The sequence below is a fragment of the Sorangium sp. So ce726 genome (assembly GCF_051521405.1).
In the GTDB taxonomy this organism is placed as follows: domain Bacteria; phylum Myxococcota_A; class Polyangia; order Polyangiales; family Polyangiaceae; genus Sorangium.
Genome location: NZ_CP150349.1, coordinates 8,854,817 through 8,877,370, shown reverse-complemented (window position 1 = coordinate 8,877,370; position 22,554 = coordinate 8,854,817). Strand labels below are relative to the sequence as shown.

At 73.0% G+C, this 22,554-nt stretch carries 17 protein-coding genes and 1 other RNA gene; 9 read left to right on the top strand and 9 right to left on the bottom strand.

Annotated elements, in window-relative coordinates:
• Positions 1-62 precede the first annotated feature (62 nt).
• Both rnpB and proC read right to left on the bottom strand, forming a co-directional pair.
• An RNA gene (gene rnpB, locus WME79_RS32825) (RNase P RNA component class A) lies at positions 63-527 on the bottom strand.
• Between the two features lie 571 nt (positions 528-1,098).
• A complete protein-coding gene (proC, locus tag WME79_RS32820) occupies positions 1,099-1,956 on the bottom strand; it encodes a pyrroline-5-carboxylate reductase (RefSeq protein ID WP_437522877.1) in 858 nt (285 codons plus the stop codon).
• A gap of 256 nt (positions 1,957-2,212) precedes the next feature.
• Here proC and WME79_RS32815 point away from each other — a divergent pair, with 256 nt between their 5' ends.
• The gene (locus WME79_RS32815) at positions 2,213-3,697 is read left to right on the top strand and encodes a Do family serine endopeptidase (protein ID WP_437522875.1); all 1,485 of its coding nucleotides are present in this window, start codon (positions 2,213-2,215) and stop codon (positions 3,695-3,697) included.
• Positions 3,698-3,769: 72 nt separating this feature from the next.
• Here WME79_RS32815 and WME79_RS32810 read toward each other — a convergent pair whose 3' ends face one another.
• The gene (locus WME79_RS32810; protein WP_437522873.1) at positions 3,770-4,999 is read right to left on the bottom strand and encodes a lysylphosphatidylglycerol synthase transmembrane domain-containing protein; all 1,230 of its coding nucleotides are present in this window, start codon (positions 4,997-4,999) and stop codon (positions 3,770-3,772) included.
• Positions 5,000-5,316: 317 nt separating this feature from the next.
• Here WME79_RS32810 and WME79_RS32805 point away from each other — a divergent pair, with 317 nt between their 5' ends.
• Together WME79_RS32805 and WME79_RS32800 are read left to right on the top strand one after the other, a co-directional pair.
• Positions 5,317-6,441, top strand: a complete 1,125-nt coding sequence (locus tag WME79_RS32805) for a 6-phosphofructokinase (RefSeq protein ID WP_437522871.1) — start codon at positions 5,317-5,319, stop codon at positions 6,439-6,441.
• 229 nt (positions 6,442-6,670) lie between these two features.
• Positions 6,671-9,934 carry a response regulator gene (locus WME79_RS32800; protein ID WP_437522869.1) on the top strand — a complete coding sequence of 1,088 codons (3,264 nt, stop codon included), beginning with the start codon at positions 6,671-6,673 and terminating at the stop codon, positions 9,932-9,934.
• A 34-nt stretch (positions 9,935-9,968) separates the two neighbouring features.
• On the opposite strand, the gene WME79_RS32795 is transcribed toward WME79_RS32800, so the two are convergent.
• Together WME79_RS32795 and WME79_RS32790 are read right to left on the bottom strand one after the other, a co-directional pair.
• On the bottom strand, positions 9,969-10,433 hold the full coding sequence (locus tag WME79_RS32795) for a cytidine deaminase (protein WP_437522867.1): 465 nt from the start codon (positions 10,431-10,433) through the stop codon (positions 9,969-9,971).
• Positions 10,430-11,281 carry a purine-nucleoside phosphorylase gene (locus WME79_RS32790; protein WP_437522866.1) on the bottom strand — a complete coding sequence of 284 codons (852 nt, stop codon included), beginning with the start codon at positions 11,279-11,281 and terminating at the stop codon, positions 10,430-10,432. Before WME79_RS32790 ends, WME79_RS32795 begins: the two co-directional genes overlap by 4 nt.
• Positions 11,282-11,396: 115 nt before the next feature.
• Here WME79_RS32790 and WME79_RS32785 point away from each other — a divergent pair, with 115 nt between their 5' ends.
• The 3 genes from WME79_RS32785 (at position 11,397) to WME79_RS32775 (ending at position 14,326) form a co-directional block, all read left to right on the top strand.
• Positions 11,397-11,777, top strand: a complete 381-nt coding sequence (locus WME79_RS32785) for a hypothetical protein (RefSeq protein ID WP_437522864.1) — start codon at positions 11,397-11,399, stop codon at positions 11,775-11,777.
• 336 nt (positions 11,778-12,113) lie between these two features.
• Positions 12,114-13,055 (top strand): RNA polymerase sigma factor, encoded by a 942-nt coding sequence (locus WME79_RS32780; protein ID WP_437522863.1) that lies wholly within the window; start codon positions 12,114-12,116, stop codon positions 13,053-13,055.
• Positions 13,052-14,326 carry a FecR domain-containing protein gene (locus WME79_RS32775; RefSeq protein WP_437522861.1) on the top strand — a complete coding sequence of 425 codons (1,275 nt, stop codon included), beginning with the start codon at positions 13,052-13,054 and terminating at the stop codon, positions 14,324-14,326. The genes WME79_RS32780 and WME79_RS32775 overlap by 4 nt, the downstream gene beginning before the upstream one ends.
• A 168-nt stretch (positions 14,327-14,494) precedes the next feature.
• Here the strand turns inward: WME79_RS32775 and WME79_RS32770 are convergent, their stop codons facing one another.
• The gene (locus tag WME79_RS32770; RefSeq protein ID WP_437522859.1) at positions 14,495-14,800 is read right to left on the bottom strand and encodes a PilZ domain-containing protein; all 306 of its coding nucleotides are present in this window, start codon (positions 14,798-14,800) and stop codon (positions 14,495-14,497) included.
• Positions 14,801-15,071: 271 nt separating this feature from the next.
• Between WME79_RS32770 and WME79_RS32765 the strand changes: the two genes are divergently transcribed.
• Positions 15,072-16,055: a hypothetical protein gene (locus WME79_RS32765; protein ID WP_437522858.1), complete on the top strand. Its 984-nt coding sequence runs from the start codon at positions 15,072-15,074 to the stop codon at positions 16,053-16,055.
• Positions 16,056-16,116: 61 nt separating this feature from the next.
• Here the strand turns inward: WME79_RS32765 and WME79_RS32760 are convergent, their stop codons facing one another.
• The 3 genes from WME79_RS32760 to WME79_RS32750 form a co-directional block, all read right to left on the bottom strand.
• The gene (locus WME79_RS32760; protein WP_437522857.1) at positions 16,117-16,680 is read right to left on the bottom strand and encodes a hemerythrin domain-containing protein; all 564 of its coding nucleotides are present in this window, start codon (positions 16,678-16,680) and stop codon (positions 16,117-16,119) included.
• Between the two features lie 188 nt (positions 16,681-16,868).
• Entirely contained in the window at positions 16,869-19,112 is a 2,244-nt protein-coding gene (locus WME79_RS32755; protein WP_437522855.1) for a hypothetical protein, read from the bottom strand.
• A gap of 64 nt (positions 19,113-19,176) precedes the next feature.
• Complete coding sequence (locus WME79_RS32750) at positions 19,177-19,581, bottom strand: PilZ domain-containing protein (RefSeq protein WP_437522853.1); 405 nt, start codon at positions 19,579-19,581, stop codon at positions 19,177-19,179.
• 49 nt (positions 19,582-19,630) lie between these two features.
• On the opposite strand from WME79_RS32750, the gene WME79_RS32745 reads away from it, so the two are divergent.
• Positions 19,631-21,379 (top strand): class I adenylate-forming enzyme family protein, encoded by a 1,749-nt coding sequence (locus tag WME79_RS32745; protein ID WP_437522851.1) that lies wholly within the window; start codon positions 19,631-19,633, stop codon positions 21,377-21,379.
• Between the two features lie 52 nt (positions 21,380-21,431).
• On the top strand, positions 21,432-22,532 hold the full coding sequence (gene dnaJ, locus WME79_RS32740) for a molecular chaperone DnaJ (RefSeq protein ID WP_437522850.1): 1,101 nt from the start codon (positions 21,432-21,434) through the stop codon (positions 22,530-22,532).
• The last annotated feature ends 22 nt before the right edge of the window (positions 22,533-22,554 follow it).

Below are 22,554 nucleotides of genomic sequence, written 5' to 3'. Positions count from 1 at the left end.
TTGCCACAGGTGAGCGGCGAGCGAGCACAAAAGCACGAAGCCCCGCCGGGGCGGAGCTTCGTGGTCGCAGGAGACGTAAGCCGAGTTCTGTTGCGCGGGGAGTCGCCCCCCTCGCGCTGGCGATCATTCCTCTAGGACGCGCGTCGCCGCGCGCCTCAAGCAGCCAACCCGGAGGCTTGGGGCGGGCAGCCCTTGCCGCGGCAGCTGTCGCCGTCGCGGACGCCTCCCTACGCGGCCTTGCTCCAGGTGGGGTTTGCCGTGCCGCCCTTGTTGCCAAGGGCGCGGTGGGCTCTTACCCCGCCGTTTCACCCTTGCCGCGCGGCGAGCCAGCGGAGGCTCGGAGCCCAGCCCATCCGGGCAGGAGGCTCCTTACCCTCGCGAAGCGCGCGGCGCGGCGGTCTGTTCTCTGTTGCACTTTCCTCGAGATCGCTCTCACCGGGCGTTACCCGGCACCCTGCCCTGCGGAGCTCGGACTTTCCTCCCGCGGCCGGGTCTCCCCGTCCGCCGGCGATCGCCTGTCCCGCTGCGACGCGGCGAACATAGTCAAGACCCGGCCGAACGCCAACACCTGAGGTCGGAGAACGGGCGGCGCGAACCAGGCGTGGAACTCGCAGCGCGGAGCGTAGACCTCGGGGCGCGTCACGGGTGCCACCTCGCAGAACGTCTCGATCGCGGTACCGCAGACATCGCCGCCGCTGGGACCCGTCAAACCACCTGTAAGGAGAAGTCGCGTTATCTGCATGCCATGGAGTGCCTCGTCTTGTATTTTCGAGGCCCAGCTCCGGCGATGACACGGCGCGCGGTGCGGTTGACGGGGAGTGGAAGTATGGCTGAACGAGAGAGCGAGATCTCGACGCGAGTCCACACCGATCGATCATGAGGATGCCGGGCGAACGCCGGCTCCGTGGGGTCGATATCTCAGGAGGGGCGCGAGCGGGAGCGCTGTCGAGATCCTGGGTGAAGCGCTCTTTGTGTGGCGTGTTTGCTCAGCGTGCCTCGTGGACACACCGCACCTCGGCAGAGGTGGCAAACGCTCCGGCAGGGGTTGCTCCCCTGCTCGTCGTCAGCATTCAGGGACAAGCCCGCTCCGTGTCAGGTTCAGGTGCGGCGGAGCTTCTGCGCCATCTGGGCGCCCAGCTCGGCCGAGCGGTTGGACGCCGCCTCGACCGCGTCGATCAAGGTGCGGCGGAGGCCGCCTGCCTCCAGCGTGTGGAGCCCCGCGATGGCCGTGCCGCCGGGGCTCGTCACCATGTCCTTCAGGCGGCCGGGGTGCTCGCCGGTCTCGAGCTGGAGCTTGGCGGCGCCGTACACCGTCTGCGCCGCGAGCAGCAGCGCCGCGTCCCGGCCGAGGCCGACCTTCACGCCGCCGTCCGCGAGCGCCTCGATCATCAGCATGACGTAGGCGGGGCCGCTGCCCGACAGGCCGGTCACCGCGTCGAGCAGCGACTCGTCGAGCACGACGACGCGGCCGACCGCCTGGAACAGGGTCCGCGCGATCTCGACATCGTCGCTCGTGGCGTGGCTGCCGGCGGCGATCGCCGTGGCGCCGGCGAGCGCGATCGCCGCGGTGTTCGGCATGCTGCGGATGACGCGCGCTCCCTCGGGCAGGCGCGCCTCGATGGCGTCGATCGGCACGCCGGCCGCCACCGAGATCACGACGTCCGAGCGGCCGAGCCCCGACGAGATGGGGGCGAGGATGCGATCGACGATCTGCGGCTTGACGGCGATGACGAGGACATCGGCCCACTGGCAGAGCGCCTCGTTGTCCTCGGTGGTCTCGATGCCGTAGCGCCCGCGGAGAAACGAGAGCCGCTCGCTCTTGAGATCGCTCGCGCGGATCTGCTCCGCGCCCACGGCGCCCCCCTGGACGAGGCCGCGGATGAGCGCCTCCGCCATGTTTCCGCCGCCAAGAAACCCGATCTTGCGCCCGCGCAGCAGACCCTCATCGCTCGCCATCGCTCGCCTCCAGGAGCGCGCACCCTAGCAGCCTTGCTGAGCGCGCGGCTCAAATCTCGACGGACTCCGCCGCTCGGCTGCGTGCCGCGCGTGCCGCCATGGACGGGCAGGCAGGCGCGGTGCCCGCTCGCCCGGGCCCATGCGAGCGCTCTTATCCGCCGAGGCAGCGGCGTTGTTGGTGCGGCGGAATGAACGCCGTCCGTCCCATGTTCGTCGATCGCAAACCGGGACCCTTCGACTGCCCGACGGAGATTTCATGATTCAAGCGGTTTCCTATCGCCCTCGCGCTTCGGCCCTCGCGCTGCTCACGGCAGCGGGGCTGGCCCTCGGCGGCTGCGGTCAACAGGCCCACGCCACGCCTCCTTCCACCCAGGCCGCCGCCTCGCCGCAGGCCGCGGCGCCGCCGGTGGCGACCGTGACGCTCCCGCCGGCGACGGCGCCGGTGCCGGCCACCTTCGATGTCGCCGCCCTGTCAGAGCGGGTCAAGCCGATGGTCGTCAACATCACGACGACGCATGAGGTCCAGGGGCCCGAAGGGCTCGACCCCTTCCAGTTCTTCTTCGGTCCGCAAGGCGGCGGCCGGTTCAACCCGCGAGGCCAGCAGCAGCCGACGCAGACGGCGCTCGGGACCGGCTTCATCATCGACCCGAGCGGCTACGTCGTGACGAACGAGCACGTCATTCACGACGCGTCCGGCGTCCGCGTGCGGCTCGCCGACGAGCGGGAGTTCGAGGCCGAGGTCGTCGGCCGCGATCCCAAGCTCGATCTCGCGCTCCTCCGCCTGAAGGGCGCGAGCGGCCTGCCTGTGGCGCCGCTCGGGGCGAGCGAGCAGCTGCGGGTCGGCGAGCACGTGCTCGCGGTCGGCAACCCCTTCGGGCTCGGCCACACGGTCACGCTCGGCATCGTCAGCGCGAAGGCGCGCGCGATCGGCGCGGGGCCGTATGACGACTTCATCCAGACCGACGCGTCGATCAACCCGGGCAACAGCGGCGGCCCGCTGTTCAACTGGCGGGGCGAGGTCGTGGGCATCAACACCGCGATCCGGGCGGGCGCGAACGGGATCGGCTTCGCGATCCCGATCGACGCGCTGAAGGATGTGCTCCCGCAGCTCCGCGAAAAGGGCTTCGTCGAGCGCGGCAAGCTCGGCCTCCTGTTCCAGCCCGTCACGCGCGATCTCGCCACGGCGCTCCAGCTGGAGGGGCCTCGGGGCGCGCTCGTCGCCGAGGTCGAGCCGGGCGGCGCGGCCGCGCGCGCCGGCATCAAGCCGGGTGACGTGATCGTGAACGTGAACGGCATCCCCATCAACCACGCCGAGGAGCTGCGGCGCAACGTGGCGCGCAACGCGCCCGGCTCGGAGATCGCCGTGACGCTGGTGCGCGCCCAGAAGCAGCAACAGATCGTGGCCAAGCTGGACGCGCTGCAAGACGAGGAGGGCGAAGCGGGCCGTGAGCGGCCGAGCCAGGGCGCCCGGCCCGAGCGCCAGCTGAGCGCCGAGAAGCTCGGCATCCAGATCTCCGAGGCCCCGGGAGGCGGGGTGCGGGTCGACGGGTTTGCCTCGGGCAGCAACGTCCAGGAGATCGAGGTGGGCGACGTGATCCTCGAGGTGAACGGCGCCCCAGTGAAGGATGTCGCTGGCCTCCGCGCGGCGATCGCCAAGCTCAAGGACGGGTCGGTCGCCCTCCTCAAGGTGCGGCGCGGGAAGCTCGTCCAGTTCGCCGCCGTGCCGATCCCCGCGCGCTGATCCTGCGCCGGGCGCGGCTGGCGCGGCTGGCGTGAGCCGGCCTGCGCCAGCCGCGCCAACCCCGTTCCCGCGTCACCCCACGCCTCGCTGCCCGTCGGCGGTGTCCTCCCCATCCAGCGGCGCCTTCCCGGCGCGCGCCGCCTCCGCAAGCGCGCGCTTCTCCGCCTCCGTCTGCTTCACGCGCTCCTCGAGCACGTCGGTGCCGAGGTAGCGGAAGACGTAGACTCCCCCGACGAACATGCAGAGGAACAGGGTGAGCACCCGCCAGAGGACGACGTACGGCACCACGAACGCGCCGTGGACCCAGGGCGACATGAGCGCGTTGGAGCCGAGCTCGGCGACGCCGCTCGCGCCGGGCGTGGGGGTCATGTAGAGCGCGAAGTTGAGCAGCGTCTGGATCAGGACGACCTGCACGATCGGCGGGCCTACCGAGACGAACGTCGAGGGCGAGGTCGGAATGCCGAGCCCGAGCAGGATGAAGTAGGCGACGGCGAACCGCGAGCAGAAGAAGCCGAACGTGAGGAGCAGCGCGGCGGCGTAGGCGCGCTTGCCGCGGCGCATGTAGATGCGGAAGCCGTGGTGGAACTCGTCCACGCCCAGCAGCAGGCGCGCGGTCGTGGCGCCGGGAGCGGCGAGCGCGGCCTCGGCGCGGGCCCGCAGCCGGGGCACGCGCCGGGCGCCCAGCAAGGCGGCGCGCAGGAGCTTCCCGAGCGGCACCGACAGCGCGCGGACGATCCCCTTGAGGAGGGGCGGGTACGCCGCCGCGGCGATCAGCGCGACGAGGGCCGAGCCGAACATCGCGACGGTGAAGAGGAGGAGCCACTCGATCTGCGGGCCCGCCTGCACGACCAGCATCCCGCCCTGCTGCAGCGCGAAGATGACCAGGGCGGACAGGAGGAAGAAGGTGATCGTGCACGAGGCGGTGAGCAGCTCTGCCGTGGCGACGTCGACGAGCCGCATACCGCCGTGCACGAGCACGGCGGCCTGCGACGGCGCCGCGCCGGCCTGCCCGGGGGTCACCCCGGCGCAGAACATCAGCACGAACTCCGAGGTCACCGCGGTACGGACGCGGAGCTCGGGCCAGAGGACCCGCCCGAGGCTCCAGATCCTGAGGCCTCCGAACACGCCCTCTTGCAGCGCCAGCACGGCGCCGACGAGCAGCCAGCCCGGGCGCACCTGCGCGAACGCGGCGGAGAGGCTCGCCTGCTTGTCGTGGATCTCGCTGTAGAGAACGTAAGCGAACGACGCGAGCGTGAGCGTGACGATGACCTGGATGCCTCGGATCAGGGTGGCGCGGTTCATACAGGGGCACGCAGTCGCGGTGATCGCATGCGCACGCCCCTATACCCTGTCGCCGGCGCTCGCGACCGTCATGCCTGCGCTCTTCCAGATCGACCCCCCTCCCGCGGCGGCCCCGACCACACGACGCACGCGCACGCCGGGTGCGAAGACCGCTTCGCGCAGGCGCTCCTCCCTCGCCGCGCTCCCTGGGCTCGTCCAGCGCGCCGCGTTCGCCGCCGTCGCTCCGTCGAATCGCCACGCGCATCCGTGCCTTTCGTGGCCAGGTCGAGGAGATGTCTATTGCGTCGCCGGGGGCGGCTCGCGATGCTGCGAGCGTCATGGCGGCACGAAAGATCGCTATCAGTACCGGCGGAGGCGACGCGCCGGGGCTCAACGCTGTGATCCGCGCGGCCACGCTCGGCGCGCTCGAGCGTGGCTGGGAGGTGTGGGGGATCCGGCAAGGGTACCGCGGGCTGCTCGACGACGCTCCGGACGGGCTCTTCCGCCTGGATCGCGAGCGGGTCCGGGGCATCGCGCACCTCGGGGGCACCATCCTGGGCACCGCGAACCGCGGCGATCCGTTCCACTACCCGACGCCAGGCGAGCACGGGCTCGTGCCGCGGGATCGGTCCGAGGATCTCGTGCGGCGGTTCCGCGCGGAGGGGTTCGACGCGCTCATCTCCGTGGGCGGCGACGGCTCCATGCGGATCGCGCACCAGCTGCTCCAGCGCGGGCTGCCCCTCGTCATCGGCGTGCCGAAGACGATCGACAACGACGTCTGCTGCACCGACCTCACGTTCGGCTTCGACACGGCGGTCTCCATCGCGACCGAGGCGCTCGACCGGCTCCACACCACGACCGAGGCGCACGAGCGGATCATGGTCGTGGAGGTGATGGGGCGGCACGCGGGCTGGATCGCGCTCAACGCCGGGATCGCCGGCGGAGCCGACGCCATCCTGATCCCGGAGATCCCGTTCCGGTTCGAGGCGATCGCCGAGAAGATCCGCCTGCGGGAGTCGCGCGGGCGCCGCTTCTCCATCGTCGTGGCGGCCGAGGGGGCGTACGCGCAAGGGGGGGAGCTGATCATCAAGGACGCGGGCGACGCCTTCCGCCGCACCGCCGTGCTCGGCGGCGTGGCCGAGCGCGTGGCGAAGGAGCTCGCGGCCCGGACCGGCAAGGAAGCGCGCTCGATGGTGCTCGGCCACCTCCAGCGAGGCGGCGGACCCACCACGGCAGATCGCTTGCTCGCCCTCCGCTTCGGCGCGGCCGCGGCGCGCTGTCTCGTCGAGGACTGCGGCAGCGGGATGGTGGCGCTGCGAGCGAACCGGATCGAGCTCGTCCCCCTCGATGAGGTCGCCGGCAGGACAAAGACGGTGCCGCTCGACTCGGACACGGTCGTCACGGCCCGTGAGATGGGTCTGTGCTTCGGAGACGAGGCGCCCGGCCACTTCATCGCGTCCTGATTGGCGAGCGCGCGGGTCTTCCGCCGTCTTCCCCCTTTCCGGCAAGAGCCATGTAGGGTTGTGCGGTATCGCGCCCGGCCGGGCGATTTCCGCTCGGCGCGCCGTCGGCAGGATTGGCAGGCGGACGGCGGCCGCGCGACCTGAGCTGCGCCGCCAGTCTCGTGTTTGACACTCGTCGAAGGGGGCCGATATCTTGGTTTCCCCTCCGAACCCGCGCACACCCCGGAACATGACGAAAGTCCTCGTATTTGAGAGCGATCCGGCGTTTGCCGGAGAGCTCAGCACGGAATTGGGTCGCCTCGGCTGCACCGTTCAGGTGGTCGACGACGGCAACGTCGGCCTGCAGGCGGCCGCGGCCGAGCGCCCCGACCTCATCCTGCTGTCGATCGAGCTGCCGCGCATGAACGGCTTCTCGGTCTGCAACAAGCTCAAGAAGGACGTGCAGCTCAAGGACGTCCCGCTCGTCATCATGTCGAGCGAGTCGAGCGAAGAGACGTTCGAGCAGCACCGGAAGCTCAGGACGCGCGCGGAGGACTACATTCACAAGCCGATCGCGTTCGGCGAGCTCCTCGAGCACATCCGCAACTATGTCCCGATCGACGGGGACGACGCGGAGGCCGATCCGATCATGATCGATGAGGCCGAGGTGCTCGAGGCCGACATCGACGAGGACTCCGGCGATCCCACGATCATCACGGCCGCCGTGTCCTCGAACGGCACGCCCGCGAGCGTCGCGCCTCCGCCCGCTGTTGCGCCGTCGGTCCCCCCGCCAGTGCCGAGGCCGCCGTCTGCGGCGCCGCCGCCGCCTGCCGGCGCCACGCCGTCCGCAGTGCCGCCGCCTGCCGTGCCCAGGCCGCCGTCCGCGGCGCCGCCGCCTGCCGTGCCCAGGCCGCCGTCCGCGGCGCCGCCCCCTGCCGCCACACCGTCTGTCGTGCCGTCGGCGCCCCCTGCCGCTGCTGCGCAGGAGCGCGCCCGGGCGTCAGCTCCGCCGAGGCCCCCGCAGGGCGCCGCGCCGCGGTCGGACGCCCGCAAGTCGGACGAGGACATCGAGGAGTTCATCGGCGGCGCGTTCACCCGGCTGATCCGCGACGAGGAGGAGGAGCGGACCGACGTCAGGCCCTCGGTCGCGCCATCGACGCGGACGCTGGCGCCCACGAAGACGCCCGTGCCGGCCTCAGCGCCGCCGCCCGTGAGCTCGTCGCCGGTGGCCGCCTACCGGGCTCCGGTCTCCGAGCGCGGGGCCTCTTACCGAGCTCCGGTCTCCGAGCGCGGGGCCGCGTACCGAGCTCCGGTCTCCGAGCGCGGGCGGCTGACCCCTCCGCCGCCCGCGCCGCCTCGCTCCGACGCCGATGCGGCCGAGATCGAGCGCCTGCGCGGCGAGCTGGACCGATCCAAGGGCGAGATCGTCCGCCTCACCAAGGAAGTCGCGGCTGCGCGCGCGACCTCGCTCCGCCTCGAGGGCGAGCTCTCCTCGTCAAACGACGGCAGCCAGGAGGCGGCCCGCCTGCGGCGCGAGGTCGACGAGCTCAAGGTGAAGCTCGCGGCCGGCACCGGCGCCGGCTCCAAGCCCGGCGGCGTGTCGAGCCGCGAGTTCCTCGACCTGCGCGAAGCGCTGAACAAGAAGGACAAAGAGATCCTCGCGCTCCGCGACCAGATGTCGCGCAAGGACAAGGAGCTGCTGGAGCTCCGGGATCAGTCGCTGTCGCTCGAGCGGGAGAAGGCCGATCAGGTCGACAGGATCCTGGAGCTCGAGCGCGCGAGCGAGGACCTCGACGGGCAGGTCTCGTCGCTCCGCGCGGACAAGGAGCTCGCCGCGAAGCGCGCCGACGACTTCAAGGCGCGCGCCGAGAAGCTGCAGGGGCAGATCGCGGCCCGCGACGCGGATCTCTCGGCGGCCCGGCAGGCGTTGATGGGCGCCGAGGCGGCGCACACGGAGGCGCTGCGCGCGGCGGCGGACGAGAAGGCGCAAGCGATCGCTGCCGTGGAAGCCTCGGCGCAGCGCGAGCTCGAGGAGAGCGCGCAGGCGGAGCGCGAGCGCTTCGAGCAGGCGGCCGCAGGGCACCGGGCGGAGGTGGAGCGGCTCAACGCCGAGCACGCCGCCCGGCGCGAGCAGCAGGCTGCCGAGCATCGCGCCGCCACCGAGAAGCTGACCGGCGAGCACGCCACGGCGCTGGACCGCCTGCGGGCGGAGCATGCGGCGGCGGTGGAGGGGGCGAAAGCCGAGCACGCGGCTGCCACGGAGGGGCTGCGGGCCGAGCACGCCGGGGCGCTCGACGCATCGAGGCGCGAGCACGAGGCCGCCGTCGAGGCGCTGCGGCGCGAGCACGAAGCCGCGACGGAGCGGCGCGACCGGGAGCACGCCGCTGCGCTGGACACGGCGCGCAGCGAGCACGCCGCCGCCCTGGAGCGCGCCCAGGCGGAGCACGCCGCCGCGCTCCAGGGGGCGCGCGACGAGCACGCCGCCGTGCTCCAGGGGGCGCGCGACGAGCACTCCGCCGCGTTCGAGAAGCAGCAGGCCGCGCACGCGTCTGCGCTGGAGTCGCTGCGGGGCGAGCACGCGTCCGCGCTGGAGTCGCTGCGGAGCGAGCACGCGTCCGCGCTGGAGTCGCTGCGGGGCGAGCACGCGAGCGCCGTCGAGGGGCTCCGGAGCGAGCACGCGGACGAGATCGGACGGCGGGATCGCGAGCACTCGAGCGCGCTGCAACGCCTCCAGGACGAACACGCGCGCGCTCTCGAGGGGCAGGCCGAGGAGCATGCGCGGGCGATCGCGCAGCAGACGGAGGAGCATGCGAGGGCGCTCGCGGCCGCGCGAGAGGGCTTCGCAACGCAGCTCGCGGCGCGGGAGCGCGAGCTCATCGAGGAGCGCGAGCAGGCCGTCCGTGACGCCGAGCAGGCCCACGCGAAGCGTGTGGCCGAGCTCGAGGCGCGCGCTGCCGAGCGGCAGGCGCAGCTCGAGGCCGCGCACGCGCAGGCGCTCGCCGACATGCGCGCGGCGCATCAGGCCGAGACCGCCGAGCGCGAGGCCGCCTGGGCGGCGCAGCGGCGCGAGCTGGACGAGGTCGCCCGCGGGCTCTCCACGGAGCTCGGGCAAGCGCGCAGCCAGATCGCGAACCTCGAGGCCCGCACGCAGGAGCTCGATCAGCAGCTGGAGCAGCGCGTGAGCGAGCTCTCCGCGGCCGCCGAGGAGCGCGAGCGCCTGTCGGGCGAGCTCGCCGAGCGGGCGCGCTCCATCGAGGCGCTCCAGGGCCGGCTCGCCGAGGCCGATCGGCGTGGGAGCGAGCTCGGCGCTCAGCTCTCGCAGCGGACCGAGGAGCGCGACACCCTGCGGACGAACGGCGAGCAGCTCACCGAGCAGCTCACCGTCGAGCGCGCTCGCCTGCAGAAGGCGCGCTCGAAGTGGGGCGAGGACCGCGTCTCGCTCGAGCGCGCGCGGGAGGCGCTCGCCGCGGCGCTGTCGCAGATCGATCAAGCCGAGGCGCTCTCGATCGAGTGAGCCGTCGGCGCTCCCTGGAGGGCGCTCGGGGCGATCAGCGCGAGAGCGCGGCCGCCCCGAACGCCTCGGGGAGCAGCGCCGACAGCGAGGTGGTCCGCGGCGGCACGCCGTCGGCCTCGGCGGCGATGAGGCGGATCGGGAGATCCACGGCGAACTCGGCGAGGGTTTGCCTGCACATGCCGCACGGACTGCCGAGCACGGGCCCGCTGGTCGAGACGGTGAGCGCGATCGGATCGCGCTCGCCGGCAGCGACCATCTGCACGATGGCGGAGCGCTCTGCGCAGATGGTGAGCCCGTACGAGGCGTTCTCGACGTTGCAGCCGGTGAACACCCGGCCGGATCGCACGAGGATCGCTGCGCCCACCCGGTAGCTGGAGTACGGCGCGTGCGCCCGCGTCCGGACGGCGAGGGCGGCCTGGTCGAGCGCGTCCCAGTCGATCGCCTGCGCCGCTTCAGCGGAGGCGGGCGCGTCGCCGGCGTCGTGCGGCGGGCGGCTCACGACGTCGAGCTCCCGGCCGCGACCTCGGCGCCGACGCGGCGGACCCACGCCGAGAGCAGCGCCGTGAACCGGGCGCGCGCCTCCCGGGCGGTCTCCTCGACCTCCTTGTGGTCGAGCTCGCGCTTGGTCAGCCCCGCGGCGAGGTTCGTGACGCACGAGATGGCCGCGGCCGGCACGCCCATGTGCCGGAGCGCGATGATCTCCGGGACCGTGCTCATCCCGACCGCATCGGCCCCGAGCGTGCGCAGCATCCGGATCTCGGCGGGCGTCTCGTACGTCGGCCCGAGCAGCGCGGCGTAGATCCCCTCGCGCAGGGCGACGCCCGCGTCGCTCGCCGCCGTCTTCGCGAGCTCGATCAGCCTGGGATCGTGCGCGTAGGTCATGTCAGGGAAGCGCTTGCCGAGCGCCTCGTCGTTCGGCCCGACCAGCGGGTTCGCTCCCATCAGGTTCAGGTGATCGGTGAGCAGCATGAGGTCGCCGGCGGCGAACCCCGGGTTGATGCCGCCGGCCGCGTTGGTCAGGAGCACGGCGCGACAGCCGAGCCGGGCGAGCACCCGCACGCCGAACACCACCTTCGCCAGCGGGTGCCCCTCGTAGAGGTGCGCGCGCCCCTGCAGGCAGGCGACCTGCACGTCCCCGACGCGGCCGGCGCAGAGGAAGCCGGCGTGCCCGGCGACGGCCGGCCGGGGCATGCCGGGGATGTCCGCGTAGGGCACCTTCACGAGCTCGGCGAGCTCGTCGCCCCAGCCGCCGAGCCCTGATCCCAGCACCACACCGACGCGCGGAGGAGCTGGAATTCGTTCACGAATAACGCGCGCGGCTTCGTCGAGCTCAGGCAGGAGGGTCACCGTGACAAGCTACCCCAGGGCGGCGCAAAGGGTAAACGTCGCAGCGTAAACGTCGCAGATGCACGGCGGCGCCGCGCGTGATAGGGTCGCCGCCCTTTCGGGGCAAGTGACGACGATGGGCACCAAGATCGAAGATTTCTTGAAGGAAAAGAAGATCGACCCCCGCCGCATCATCGCGGCGTCGGTGAAGATCGAGCGGCTGCAGCCGGAGGATCGGGCGATCCGCCTGACCAAGCGGCTGGCGCGTGGCAGCGAGGACGCTGCCAAGAAGAAGGAGGCGGCCAGCGCCAAGAAGCCGCGCAGCGGTCGTCCCGTGACCGACCGCACGCTGAGCGCCGCGCTGGAGGGCAAGCCGATCAGCGGCCCCGCGAAGACGCGCGTGCTTCGCGCGGTCAACCGGCTCCTCGAGCAGAAGAAGCAGGAGAAGGTCGAGCTGTCGGCGCTCTTCGACCTGCCCAAGAAGGGCAGCGCGGCGGGGGCCGAGGCCGCGGGCTGAAGCCGACGGGGACGACCCGGACGGCGCCGCGATCTCGTTGACTCACCCAGCTGGAGCGCTCGTTGGCCTGAGGCCGGCGCGGGCTCCAGCTGGGTTCTTTTTTGTCAGGGGCTGAAGGCGCTCGCTAGACGCGATCGCGGCGGCGGGAGCCCAGATCGAGCAGGTCAGCGGCGACGAGGGCCACGGTCAGCGATACGGCGATGAAGATCATGCGCCGGAAGGTCGCGCCGATGTGGCTCAAGGAACAACTTTTCTGCGTTCGGCATAAACGCCGCCCGGGGGAGCGGCCGTACGGCGCCATGAATGATCCGGCGCTTCGGCGCATCAGACCCCTCCGTGCATACCGTGGCGGTCGAGACGGGGGCGCTGTGGGCGCACCTCTCGCGGTCGTTCTTCCCCCCTGACACGGCTGCGCCGGACGGCCGTTGCGACGACCTGCCCGGGCGCGCTGCCGGAGACGCTCGCGCGCCGCTCGACGTCGCGTTCGCGGGCGGTGACCGCTCTCGTCGTCCAGCGCTCGTCGTCTCTCCGTCGAGCTCCATGAGCGCCGAGGGGGCGGGTAGGCTTCCGCAGGTGACCGAGCCCGACGACGTGGGCGAGTGGATCCGCCGCTTCCAGAGCGGCGACCCGACGGCGTTCGCGGAGATCTTCCGCCGCTACCGCCGCGACGTCGCGCGGCTCGTCTTCAGGATGCTCGGGCCGACCGCCGACGTCGAGGACGTCATCCAGGAGGTGTTCATCCAGGTGCACCGGAGCCTGGGCGACTTCCGGGGGCAATCGAAGTTCACGACGTGGCTCCACCGGGTGACGGTCAATGCCGTGCTGATGGCGCGGCGCGCTGCGCGCTGCCGGCCGGTGTTCGTGGGCGAGCTCGGCGTCGATATCGAGGTGGACCGCGGCATGCTCCCGGACGAGGACGCAGCTCGCGCTCGCAGGATCGACGCCTTTCGGCGGGTGCTGGAGCGCCTCCCCGAGAAGAAGCGGGTCGTCTACGTCCTGCACGAGCTCGAGGGGATCCCGCCGACCGAGATCGCGGAGATCGTCGGCGCGCCGGTCCTGACGGTGCGGACGCGCCTGTTCTATGCGCGCCGCGAGATCGAGGCGATGATGCGCGCCGAGCCCGCGCTCGCCCAGCTCGCCGCCGAGCTGGCCGAGGGCGGCGCGGACAAGGCGGATGGCGCCGGTCCGGCACCGGCGCACACGCGCGTTTCCGTGGGGGGCGCCGCCGTGGGATATCCCGCGGCGGATCCATCGGCTGTCGACGCGGAGGACGCATGAGCGGCGCAAAGCACTACGACCGGGCACGCGAGCACATGGAGCGGTTGCTCCGCGCCGAGCAGCCGCCCGAGCCGCGCTGGGAGACCATCGAGCGCGAGCTGTTCGCGCGGATCGAGCGGGCCGCTCCGGTCCACCGCGCCGCGCCGCCGCAGCGCTCGCCGCTCGGGCGCGCGCTCGGGTTCGCGGCGGCGGCGGCGGCAATCGCCTTTGCGGTCCTCGCGGCGGGGCGCTCTGCCCCGCCCGTCACGGCGACGTCGACGCCGCCGCGCGCTCGCGATCTCACCGAGGTCCCCGCGGCGGCCAGCGGCGACCGGGCGTCCGGCGATCTGGATTTCCGCGCACTCCGGCCTGGCGACTCCATCGAGACCGAAGGCCACGCGGTCTCTTTCGTCGACGTCGGCTCGGTGCGCTGGACGCTCCTGCCGGACAGCCGCGCCGTCGTGCGCGCCGTGGGCGCGGCAGGGGTCGGCCACGTGATCTCGCTCGAGCGGGGCTCGGTGCGCGCCGACGTCGTCACGCGCGCGCCCGAGGAAGGGCTCGTCGAGGCGTTCGCCGTCGAGGTGGACGGCACCCGCGTCGCGGTGCACGGCACGCTCTTCACCGTGACCCGGCTGGAGGGCCGCGTGGAGGTCGACGTGGAGCACGGCACCGTCGCGGTCGGCCCTGCGGCGTACCGCGGCGCGACCACCGCGCACCTCCTCGTCGGCCCGTCGCGCGGCACCTTCTCGCTCGATGGCGGCCGCGAGGCGCGCCTCCTCGATCGCCCCGCGCCGCAGGACGGCGCCGCCGCGGTCGCGTCGCCGGAGCCGGCGCCTGCACCCGCTCCGTCCCAGCCGGCCGTCGGCGCGCGTCCATCGGGCGGAGGCGCGCTGGCCCCGGCGGTCGTGGCTCGCGCGGAAGAGCCCGCTGCCCCGGCGGTCGCCGAGCCGACTGCGCTGCTTTCGCCGCTGGCGACCGAGCCGCCGCCTGCCGTCGCGCCGCCGGTCCCGGAGGCGCAGGAGGCGTCTGGCCCGCCAGTGCTCACGCCGGCCTCCGTGCAGTCGGCGCTGTCGAGCTGCTTCGCGCGGGAGAGCGCGGGCGGCAGGTCCTCGGTCCGCCGATCGATCATCTCGACGCTGCACGTCTCCGTGCGCCCCGACGGCAGCGTCGCCGCCCTGCGCTTCAACCCGCCGCTCCGGCCGGCGCTGCAGGCGTGCGCCGAGGGCCTCTACCGAGGGCGCTTCTCGGGAGGCTCGCAGAAGCTCGCCATCCCGCTCACCATCGACGACTGAGCCCCGCCCCTTCTGGAGCGGCGGTCACCCGCACAGGAGATAGAGCGGCGGTCTCACCCGCACAGGAGACGGGTCCAGATCGGCGTTTTCGGCGCGCAGGCGCACTCGAGTGCGCCGAGCACCGAAAACGTCGAGATGGGCCCGTATCCGAAGCGGGTGACCGCCGCTCTAGAGCGAGCCGAGGAGCTGCGTGAGCGCGTAGGTCTCTCTCGCGCCCATCATGCCGAACTGCACCCCCATCCCGTCAGGGGTGGTCCATCGCACAACCGACGGGATCACGGCGACCTGCTTCAGTCCTTGCAAGGACAGCAGCACCTCGACGGTCGCGCCGAAGGGAGCCGGCGAGCTCGTCTCGATGAACATCCCGCCGAGGCTGAGATCGCGGCATATCGCGTCGATGCGCGGGCCGTCACCGATCCGGAACGCGATCGAGAGCTCGATTTGCTTGCGCGGATGCTTCCGGTGATCTCGCACGTTCCTCGCTGGCTAGCTGCGCGGCGCTGAGGCGCGCCGCGTGGGGTATTCTGGAGCGCAGAGGAGACGATCAATGTCGCGAGCCGAGAGCGTCGCTGTCAAGCGTCGGGAGCCGCGCTCGACTTCTTCTTCGAGTCGCTCGAGTCGCTCGAGTCGCTCGAGTCAATCCAGCAGCAGCACCCCCGCGGTCCCGGTCGGGTCGTCCAAGAGGGCCGACGCGGGGGCGCGCCGCGGCTGGAAGCGGCACCTCGAGGGCTGGGAGCCGGGGCTCGTGGCCGTGTTCATCGCGGGCTCCGCGGCGATCCTCGCTGTGCCGCGGTCGGTCGAGCCGGCCGAGCTGCCGCTGCCGCTCGCCGACGTGCGAGCCCTCGCGCGCGTGCGAGACGCGGACATCACACGCGCTCGCGAGGCCGAGGAGCTCGGGCTCGACGCCGAGGTGCGCGAGCTCGGCTCCGCCGTCCGCGCGTTCGGGCTCGTGGACGCCGACGCGGATCACACCGAGGCAGAGCTCCTCGCCGCGCGCGCGCGCGTGATCGACGCCATGGGCCGCGCGCTCGCCCAGGGGGACGAGGCGGTGCTCCGGCTGCGCGCCTACCAGCTGAGAGCGTTCGTACGCGAGGTGCGCCGCTTCGAGGCGACCGGCGAGGAGTCCGACGAGCTCCGCGAGCTCGGCGGCGACTTCCTCGGGCTGCTCCGCCGAAACGCCTGGCTGGGGCAGGGAGAGGCGGCGCAGCGTGGCGGCGGGGAGGGGACTCACCGCGTCGCCATGGACGGCGTCGTGCTCGGGGTGCTCTTCAAGAAGCGCTGGAGCGCCATCGTCGGCGTCCAGCGAGAGCCGTTCGCCCCGGCGCTCGACGAGGAGCGCGCGCTGTTCAAGTTCTTGCTCGCGCACCCGATCGTCGCTGCGCGGAGCGCGCAGACCCTTCCGGCTCCTCCCGACGAGGAGACGGCGGCGCGCCTTGCGCAGGCGGGCGGATCGGGGCCGCGCTCGCCCGCGGCCGCGCTCCGCGCAGCGGAGGCGCGGCGCGCCGAGGAGCAGTATCGCCTGAAGAAGATCGACGAGCTCGCCGCGCTCGACCCCGCCTATCCCAGGCACCTCGCCCGCGGCGTCACCCTCTATCGGCTGGGGAGCTTCATGCAATCGGCGGAGGCGTTCCGCAGCCACCTGGACCAGCACCCCGACGGGGCGTACACGCTTCGAGCGCAGAACTACCTGCGCGCCGCGCTCGAGCGCGCGCGCGAGGAGCAATTCTAGGAGCGGTCTCCAGTCGACCGCGCCGAGCAGTCACGGCCGCGGCGCATCCCCCGGGGCGGTACTACGGGCCCCTGCGCATCCCGCCGGGGCGGTATGGGCGCCCGCTGATGCCCTTGGCCGGGTTGCCCTGCCCGCCGCGCCCTCGGCGCGTCTCCATCTCGTTCCAGATCCCCTGCTTGGCAGAGGCCTGCAGGAACCGCCGGGCGGCCGGAAATACCTCCTGCTCCTCGCACTCCACGTGGCGCTGGTGCGCAGCGCGCAGGTCCTCGATGAGCTGGGGGATCGTCTCCACGGCCTCGGGGCCGCCGTCTCTGTCGATCGCGGCGCGCAGCGCATCGATCGCGCGCTGTTGCGCCTTGTGCTCCTGCCGGAGGCGCTCGAGGGTCGGCGCGATCGCCTCGAGCACCGCGAGCCGCGGGTACAGCGAGCGCTCCTCGTCCTCGCGATGCCGGCTCATCGACCGCTCGAAGTAGGCCGCCACGCTGGAGAGACCCTCGAGCGCGGCGGCGCGCCCGCGGGGATCGCTGAGCGCCCGCGCGGCGCGCGCGAGATCGTTCAGGTTCTCTTCCAGGCTCCGGTGAGCGGCGGCGAGCTTCTCGAGCGGATCGATCCGGTCATCGGACATTCATCGATGATTGAACGACAAGGCGCACGCGTGGAAGCCCTTTATTCCTTCCACGCGCTGTTAGCGCGCAGCGTCGCGCGCTCCACGCCGCGCGCTGGTCATCCGACCAACTCGCCACCTGACCAGCGGAGACCCTATCGCACATCGGGCGCCGGTCATCCCGCGTGGGGTCGCTGGCGCGTCCTGTTCTACGGAAGGCCCGCGTTGCGGGGCAGATCGAGATGCAGCGCGGGCGCCAGCATCTCGCGCGCGAGGTGCACCTCGAGCAGGTCGATCACGGGGCTCTTCGACACCGCGCGGAGCCGCTCGTCCGCGCCGGCGTCACCCGCCGCCTTCCTGGCCATTGCCGTGTAAAATTGCGCCTCCACCCGCTGCGCTGCGCTCCGGGCGAGCCTGCCGAGATCGGCGTCGCTGAGCCCACCGTTCGCCCAGGCTGCGAGCTTGCCCGTCCAGGACGCGCGGCTCGTCGCGCTGTCCAGCGCGCGGCCCGCGGTGCCGTCGGTCGCGACGCCGAGGGCGCGCTCCAGCAGCAGGACCCAGAGCCCGCCGTAGATGAGATCGTCCTCGTCCACGTTCGCCTCGAGGCCGCGCTTCAGCGCCCGCCGCGCGGCGGGGAGATCGCGCTCCACGAGCGCGCGCCCCACGGCGTCGAGCATCGTGGCGCCGAGCTGCGGCGGCTCGGCCGCCACCAGGGCGAAGGCCCGATCGTACGCCCGGGTCGCGCCCTTCTCGTCGCCATAGCCGTCGAGGATGCGCCCGAGCAGCCGCTCCGTCCGCGCCTTGGCGCCGGGATCCCGGGCGCGCTGCCGGGTGTCGAGCGCCGCGGTGAGCGCCGCGTCGAGCGACTCCTTCGCCCGGTCCTGCGTGCCAGCGTCGCGGTGGAGCTCGAAGGCGAGCAGGTGCGCCTGGATGATCTCGAGCGGCGCGGTGCGCGCGTCCGGCGCTCCCAGCGCCCGCCGCACGTCCTCGAGCGCGGCCTGGGGCTCGCCGGACTGCCGCTCGGCCATCGCGAGCACCGTGAGCCCGTTGACCGTCGGCTCGGCCGCCGTCGCCGCGCGGAGCAGCGGCAGCGCGGCCACGAGGTTGCCGGCGCGCAGCTCGAGCGACGCCATGAGAGAACGGACGCGGGCGCCCGACGGATCGAGCGCGCCGCCGCCGCGCGCCGCCCGATCGGCGAGCACGAGCAGCGGCCCCGCCGCGTTGTAGGTGCGCCGGGCCGCATCGAAATCGTCGTTCGACGCCTCCTCCGAGAGCGCGCTCAGCACGAGCCCGAGCGCGGCCCCGAGCGCGCCGGGGCTCGGCCGGTCGCCGAGCGCGCCGGCGATCACGAGCGGCGTCGCCTCGGACATGCCGAGGCGGATCATCACCTGGGAGAGGAGCGTGGCGCTGTCGTAGTTCAGCGGGTCGCGCCGGTAGGCCTCGAGGGCCGCGCCCCAGATCGCCCCGTCGAGAAGATCCTGCCGCATCCCGGTCTCGGCGTCGCGCTCCTGCGCCTCGTGCTGCGCGAAGGCGGCGGCGAGCGCCTGCCACGAGACCGCGTCGTCGTCGGTGGCGGCGGCCTTGAGCCGCTGGTACAGGCCGGGCGGGATCACCCGGCGCACGCTCGTGCGGTCGATCTGGTCGATCGCGCCCTTCGCGTCCCCGAAGCGGAGGAACAGCGCCGCCAGGCTCGCGCCGCCCGACTCCAGCGCGCGCGCCGCCTCGACCGCCTCCTCGCGCTCCGGCCTCGCGCCGCCTTGCCGGTACTCGATGTTGAACTCGATCGCCCGATCGATCCACGCCACGGTGGCGGCGGCTGCGCGCTGGATCGACTCCGCGCGGCCGTCGACGAGGGCGCGCGAGACGGCCGCGCGCTGATCCGCGCCGAGCTGCTCGAGCGGCCCGCCGGTGCGCGTCTCCTTCATCCATTGCTCGAGCGCGGCGAGGTGCTCGTCGCTCTCGGCGCGGGCCCGGCTCCCGCTCGGCAGCGCGGCGGAGCGGAGCTCCATGAGGGCCCGCACCCGCCCCTCGTCGCCGCGCGGGCTCAGCCGCTCGATCGCGCCGGCGACGGCGCGCTCGCCCACGGCGTCGATCATCTCGGCGCGCCCCTCGCCGGGACGGACGAGGGAGAGCGCGCCCAGGACGCTGTCGACGGCCCGGTCGGGCTGCCCTGCGTTGAAGCGCCCCGCGGCGTGCGCGAGCTGCCTGCGGACCACGCCGATGAGCAGGCCCGTGCGCTGCGGGCTCTGCTTGCCGTCGCGCACGATCGTGAACAGGCTGGCGGAGAAATCGGCGTCGCGGACCTCGACGGCAGCGACGCGGCCCTCGGCGCCTGGCGGCCCCTTCGCCCCCGGCGAGCCAGAGGCCCCGCAGGCGACGGCAGAGAGCGCGAGGGTGAGCGCGGCGAGACCCCGCGCGAGACGGCGCCGAGGGAACAGGGGCGGCAGCGACATTGCGAGCCAGTGTACACGGGGGGAGCGTGAGCGCATCCCCTCGGGGGCCGCTCCGTCTCCGGCGCTACCGCGAGCCGTCGCCGAGCTTGCGGCCGAGCAGCTTGGAGGCGAGCGTCTCGCCGAGCTCGCTCATCATCAGCTGCTCGACCACCGCCTCGGTGGCAGAGCGCTCCGCCTCGCTCGTGTACTGGAACTCGATCCCCATCCCCGCCGGAGCCGACTCCGTCGCCTCGGCGGTCGTGACGATCCACTTCACCCGCCCGCGAAGGCGGAGCGGCTCGGCCAGGTTCCGGATCGAGAGGGCGAACACAAACTCGGTGCCGATCGCGAGCGGGCGATCCGTCCGGATGAACGTCCCGCCTTTCGAGATGTTGCGCGTGTAGTCGGCGAAGAACGTGTTGAGCCGTTTGTACTCTACGCTCAGCTCGATCGCGGCGCGCTGGGCTGAGCGGCGGTCAGCTTCCGTCACGGGACCCACCCTACCACGGCGCATGCGGGCCAGAGTAAAGTCGCCGGTCATGGGACTCGGTGGGGTCAGGGCCGCGCTGGCGAGCGGGCGAAGCACGATCGACGCGACGCTCGCGGCCGGGCGGGCGGTGACGCAGGCAGGGCTCCTCGCCGCGCTGCGTTGGCCGGGGCTCAAGGTGCTCGCGCGCGAGCTCGCGAGAGGCAAGGCGAACCCGTCGCTCTTGTTCCGGTTCCACGCCGAGAACAGCCCGCACCGGATCGCGGTGATCGAGCCGCGAAGCCTCGCGAGCCTGGCGTGCCGCGCGGCGGAGCGAGGCGCGGGGCCCCCGGCCGAGGATCGGGTCTACTCCTTCTTCGCGCTGAACGAGGCCATCGATCGGCTGGGCTACGCGCTCGACCGGCGCGGCATCGCCCCGGGCGTCACCGTGCTGCTCGCGCTCAAGAACCGCCCCGAGTTCCTGATGTGCCAGGTCGCGCTGGCCCGCGTCGGCGCGTCCGTGGTGACGGCCTCGTGGCGATCGACCCCCGCGGAGCTCGCCTACCTCGCCGGCCACTCCGGGGCGCGCCTGCTCCTGTTCGACGCCGACATCGCCGGCGTGATCCGCGAGGCCGCGCCGCTGCTCGAGGGGATCCCGCCCGAGGAGATGATCGCGATCGGCGAGCGCGCCCCGGGCTTCTCGCACCTCGACGACCTCCTCGCCGAGCGCGCCGCCGAGCGGGGCGCCTCGCCGGATCGGAGCGAGCGCGCCGCGGTGGTGATGTACACGTCCGGCACCACCGGCAAGCCGAAGGGCGCGGTGCGCGGCTTCGGCGGCGGCATCGTCCTGCCGGCGCTCGGGGCCATCGGCGCGACCCCGATGCGCGCGGGCGACGTGCACCTCGCCGTGTGCCCGCTCTACCACCTCACGGCGCTCGGCTTCGTCAACCTGTCGCTCATCGCCGGCGCCACGATCGTGATCCTCCCGGAGTTCCAGCCCGAGCTCTTCCTCGAGGCGATCCAGCGGTACCGCGTGACCACCACGGCGGTCGTCCCGACGATGCTCCACCGCGTCCTCGAGCTCGGCGAGGCGCGGCTCCGCGCCTACGACACGTCGTCGCTCACCGCGATCTTCGTGGGCGGCGCGCCGCTCGCGCCGGCGCTCGCGGCGGAGGTGATGGCGGCGTTCGGCGACCGGCTCTTCAACTTCTACGGCGCGACCGAGACGGGCATCGTGACGATCGCGGGCCCCGAGGATCTGCGCGCCTCGCCGGGCACCATCGGGCGCCCCGTCGCTGGCATCGAGCTCCTCCTCGCGCGCGAGGACGGGACGCCGTGCCAGGACGGCGAGGTGGGCGAGCTTTACGTGAGGAGCTCCTTGCTGGTCTCCGGCTACCACAGGGATCCCGGCGCCACGCGCGAGTCGACGCGTGACGGCTACTTCTCGGTCGGCGACCTCGCCCGCCGCGACGCGCGCGGCTGCTACCACCTCGAGGGCCGCAAGCGGGAGCTCATCATCTCGGGGGGCGTGAACGTGTATCCCGCCGAGGTGGAGTCGGTCCTCCACGACCACCCGGCGGTCGCCGAGGCCGCGGTGGTGGGCGTCCCGGATCGCGCCTTCGGGGAGCGCGTGCGTGCGGTCGTCGCCCTGCGCCCCGGCGCGGTTGCGAGCGAGGGCGATATCCGGGCGCACTGCCGCGCGCGGCTCGCGGGCCCGAAGGTCCCGCGCGAGGTCGTCTTCGTCGACGCGCTGCCGCGCAACCCGACGGGCAAGGTGATGAAGCGCGAACTCGCCGGGCCTGAAGGGAAATCAGCGGATTAGGTGGCCCGGTAGCCGCTGTCCCGGGAGGGCGATCGATGCTATTTCGCACGTCGTGCGGGATCCGTACGAAGTATTGGGCGTCGAGCGTTCCTCGACGCAGGATGAAATCAAAAGCGCCTTCCGGCGGCTCGCCGGCCAGCACCATCCCGACAAGAACCCGGGGGATCAGGGCGCGCACGTCCGCTTCAAGGAGCTGAACGCGGCCTACCAGATCCTGAGCGATCCGCAGAAGCGCGCGGCGTTCGATCGGTTCGGCCCCGCCGCCGTCGGCGCCTCCGCTGGCTCGGGGGTCCCGGGCGTGCCCTTCGACATGCAGGACCTCAACCTGGACGCCATCTTCGGCGATCTCCTCGGCGCCCTGGGCATCCGGGTCGGCGACCGCGGGACGCTGCAGAAGGAGGTGCGGATCACCTTCGAGGAGGCGGCGTTCGGCTGCACGAAGGAGATCACCTACGATCGCGTCGAGCCGTGCGGCGACTGCGCCGGCTCGGGCTCCGCGCCGGGCGCGTCGACCGAGCGCTGCTCGGCGTGCTCGGGCCGCGGCCGCGTCCGGATGCAGCAGGGGATGTTCCCCATCGCGATCGAGCGCCCCTGCGGGCGGTGCCGCGGCACGGGGCGGATCGTGACCGACCCGTGCAGGACGTGCCGCGGCGCCGGCCTCGCAGCGAAGCAGAAGACCATCGAGGTGACGATCCCTCCGGGCGTGGAGAACGGCGCGACCCGCCTCGTGGAGCGCGGCGGCAACGCCGTCCGCTCCGACCGGGGGCCGGGAGATCTGGAGCTCACCATCCGCGTCTCGCCGCACGAGCTCTTTCGCCGCGTCGGCGACGACGTGGTGTGCTCCGTGCCGATCTCGTTCGCGCGCGCGGCGCTCGGCGGCGAGCTGGAGATCCCGACGCTGGACGGGAAGGGCCGGCTCCGGATCCCCCCGGGCACGCAGCCCGGCGCGGTGCTCCGGATCAAGGGCAAGGGCATACCGCGCCGCGTCGTGGGCGGGCGCGGCGATCAGCTCGTCGAGGTGAGCGTCGAGGTGCCGACGCAGCTCACCGCGGCGCAGCGGGAGCTCATCACGCAGCTGGCGAAGGAGCTCGGAGAGAACGTGCAGCCTCAGCAGGCCACCTTCATGGAGAAGCTGAAGGGGCTGTTTGGTTGACCTGGCGCGCGGCCGCGCGCGA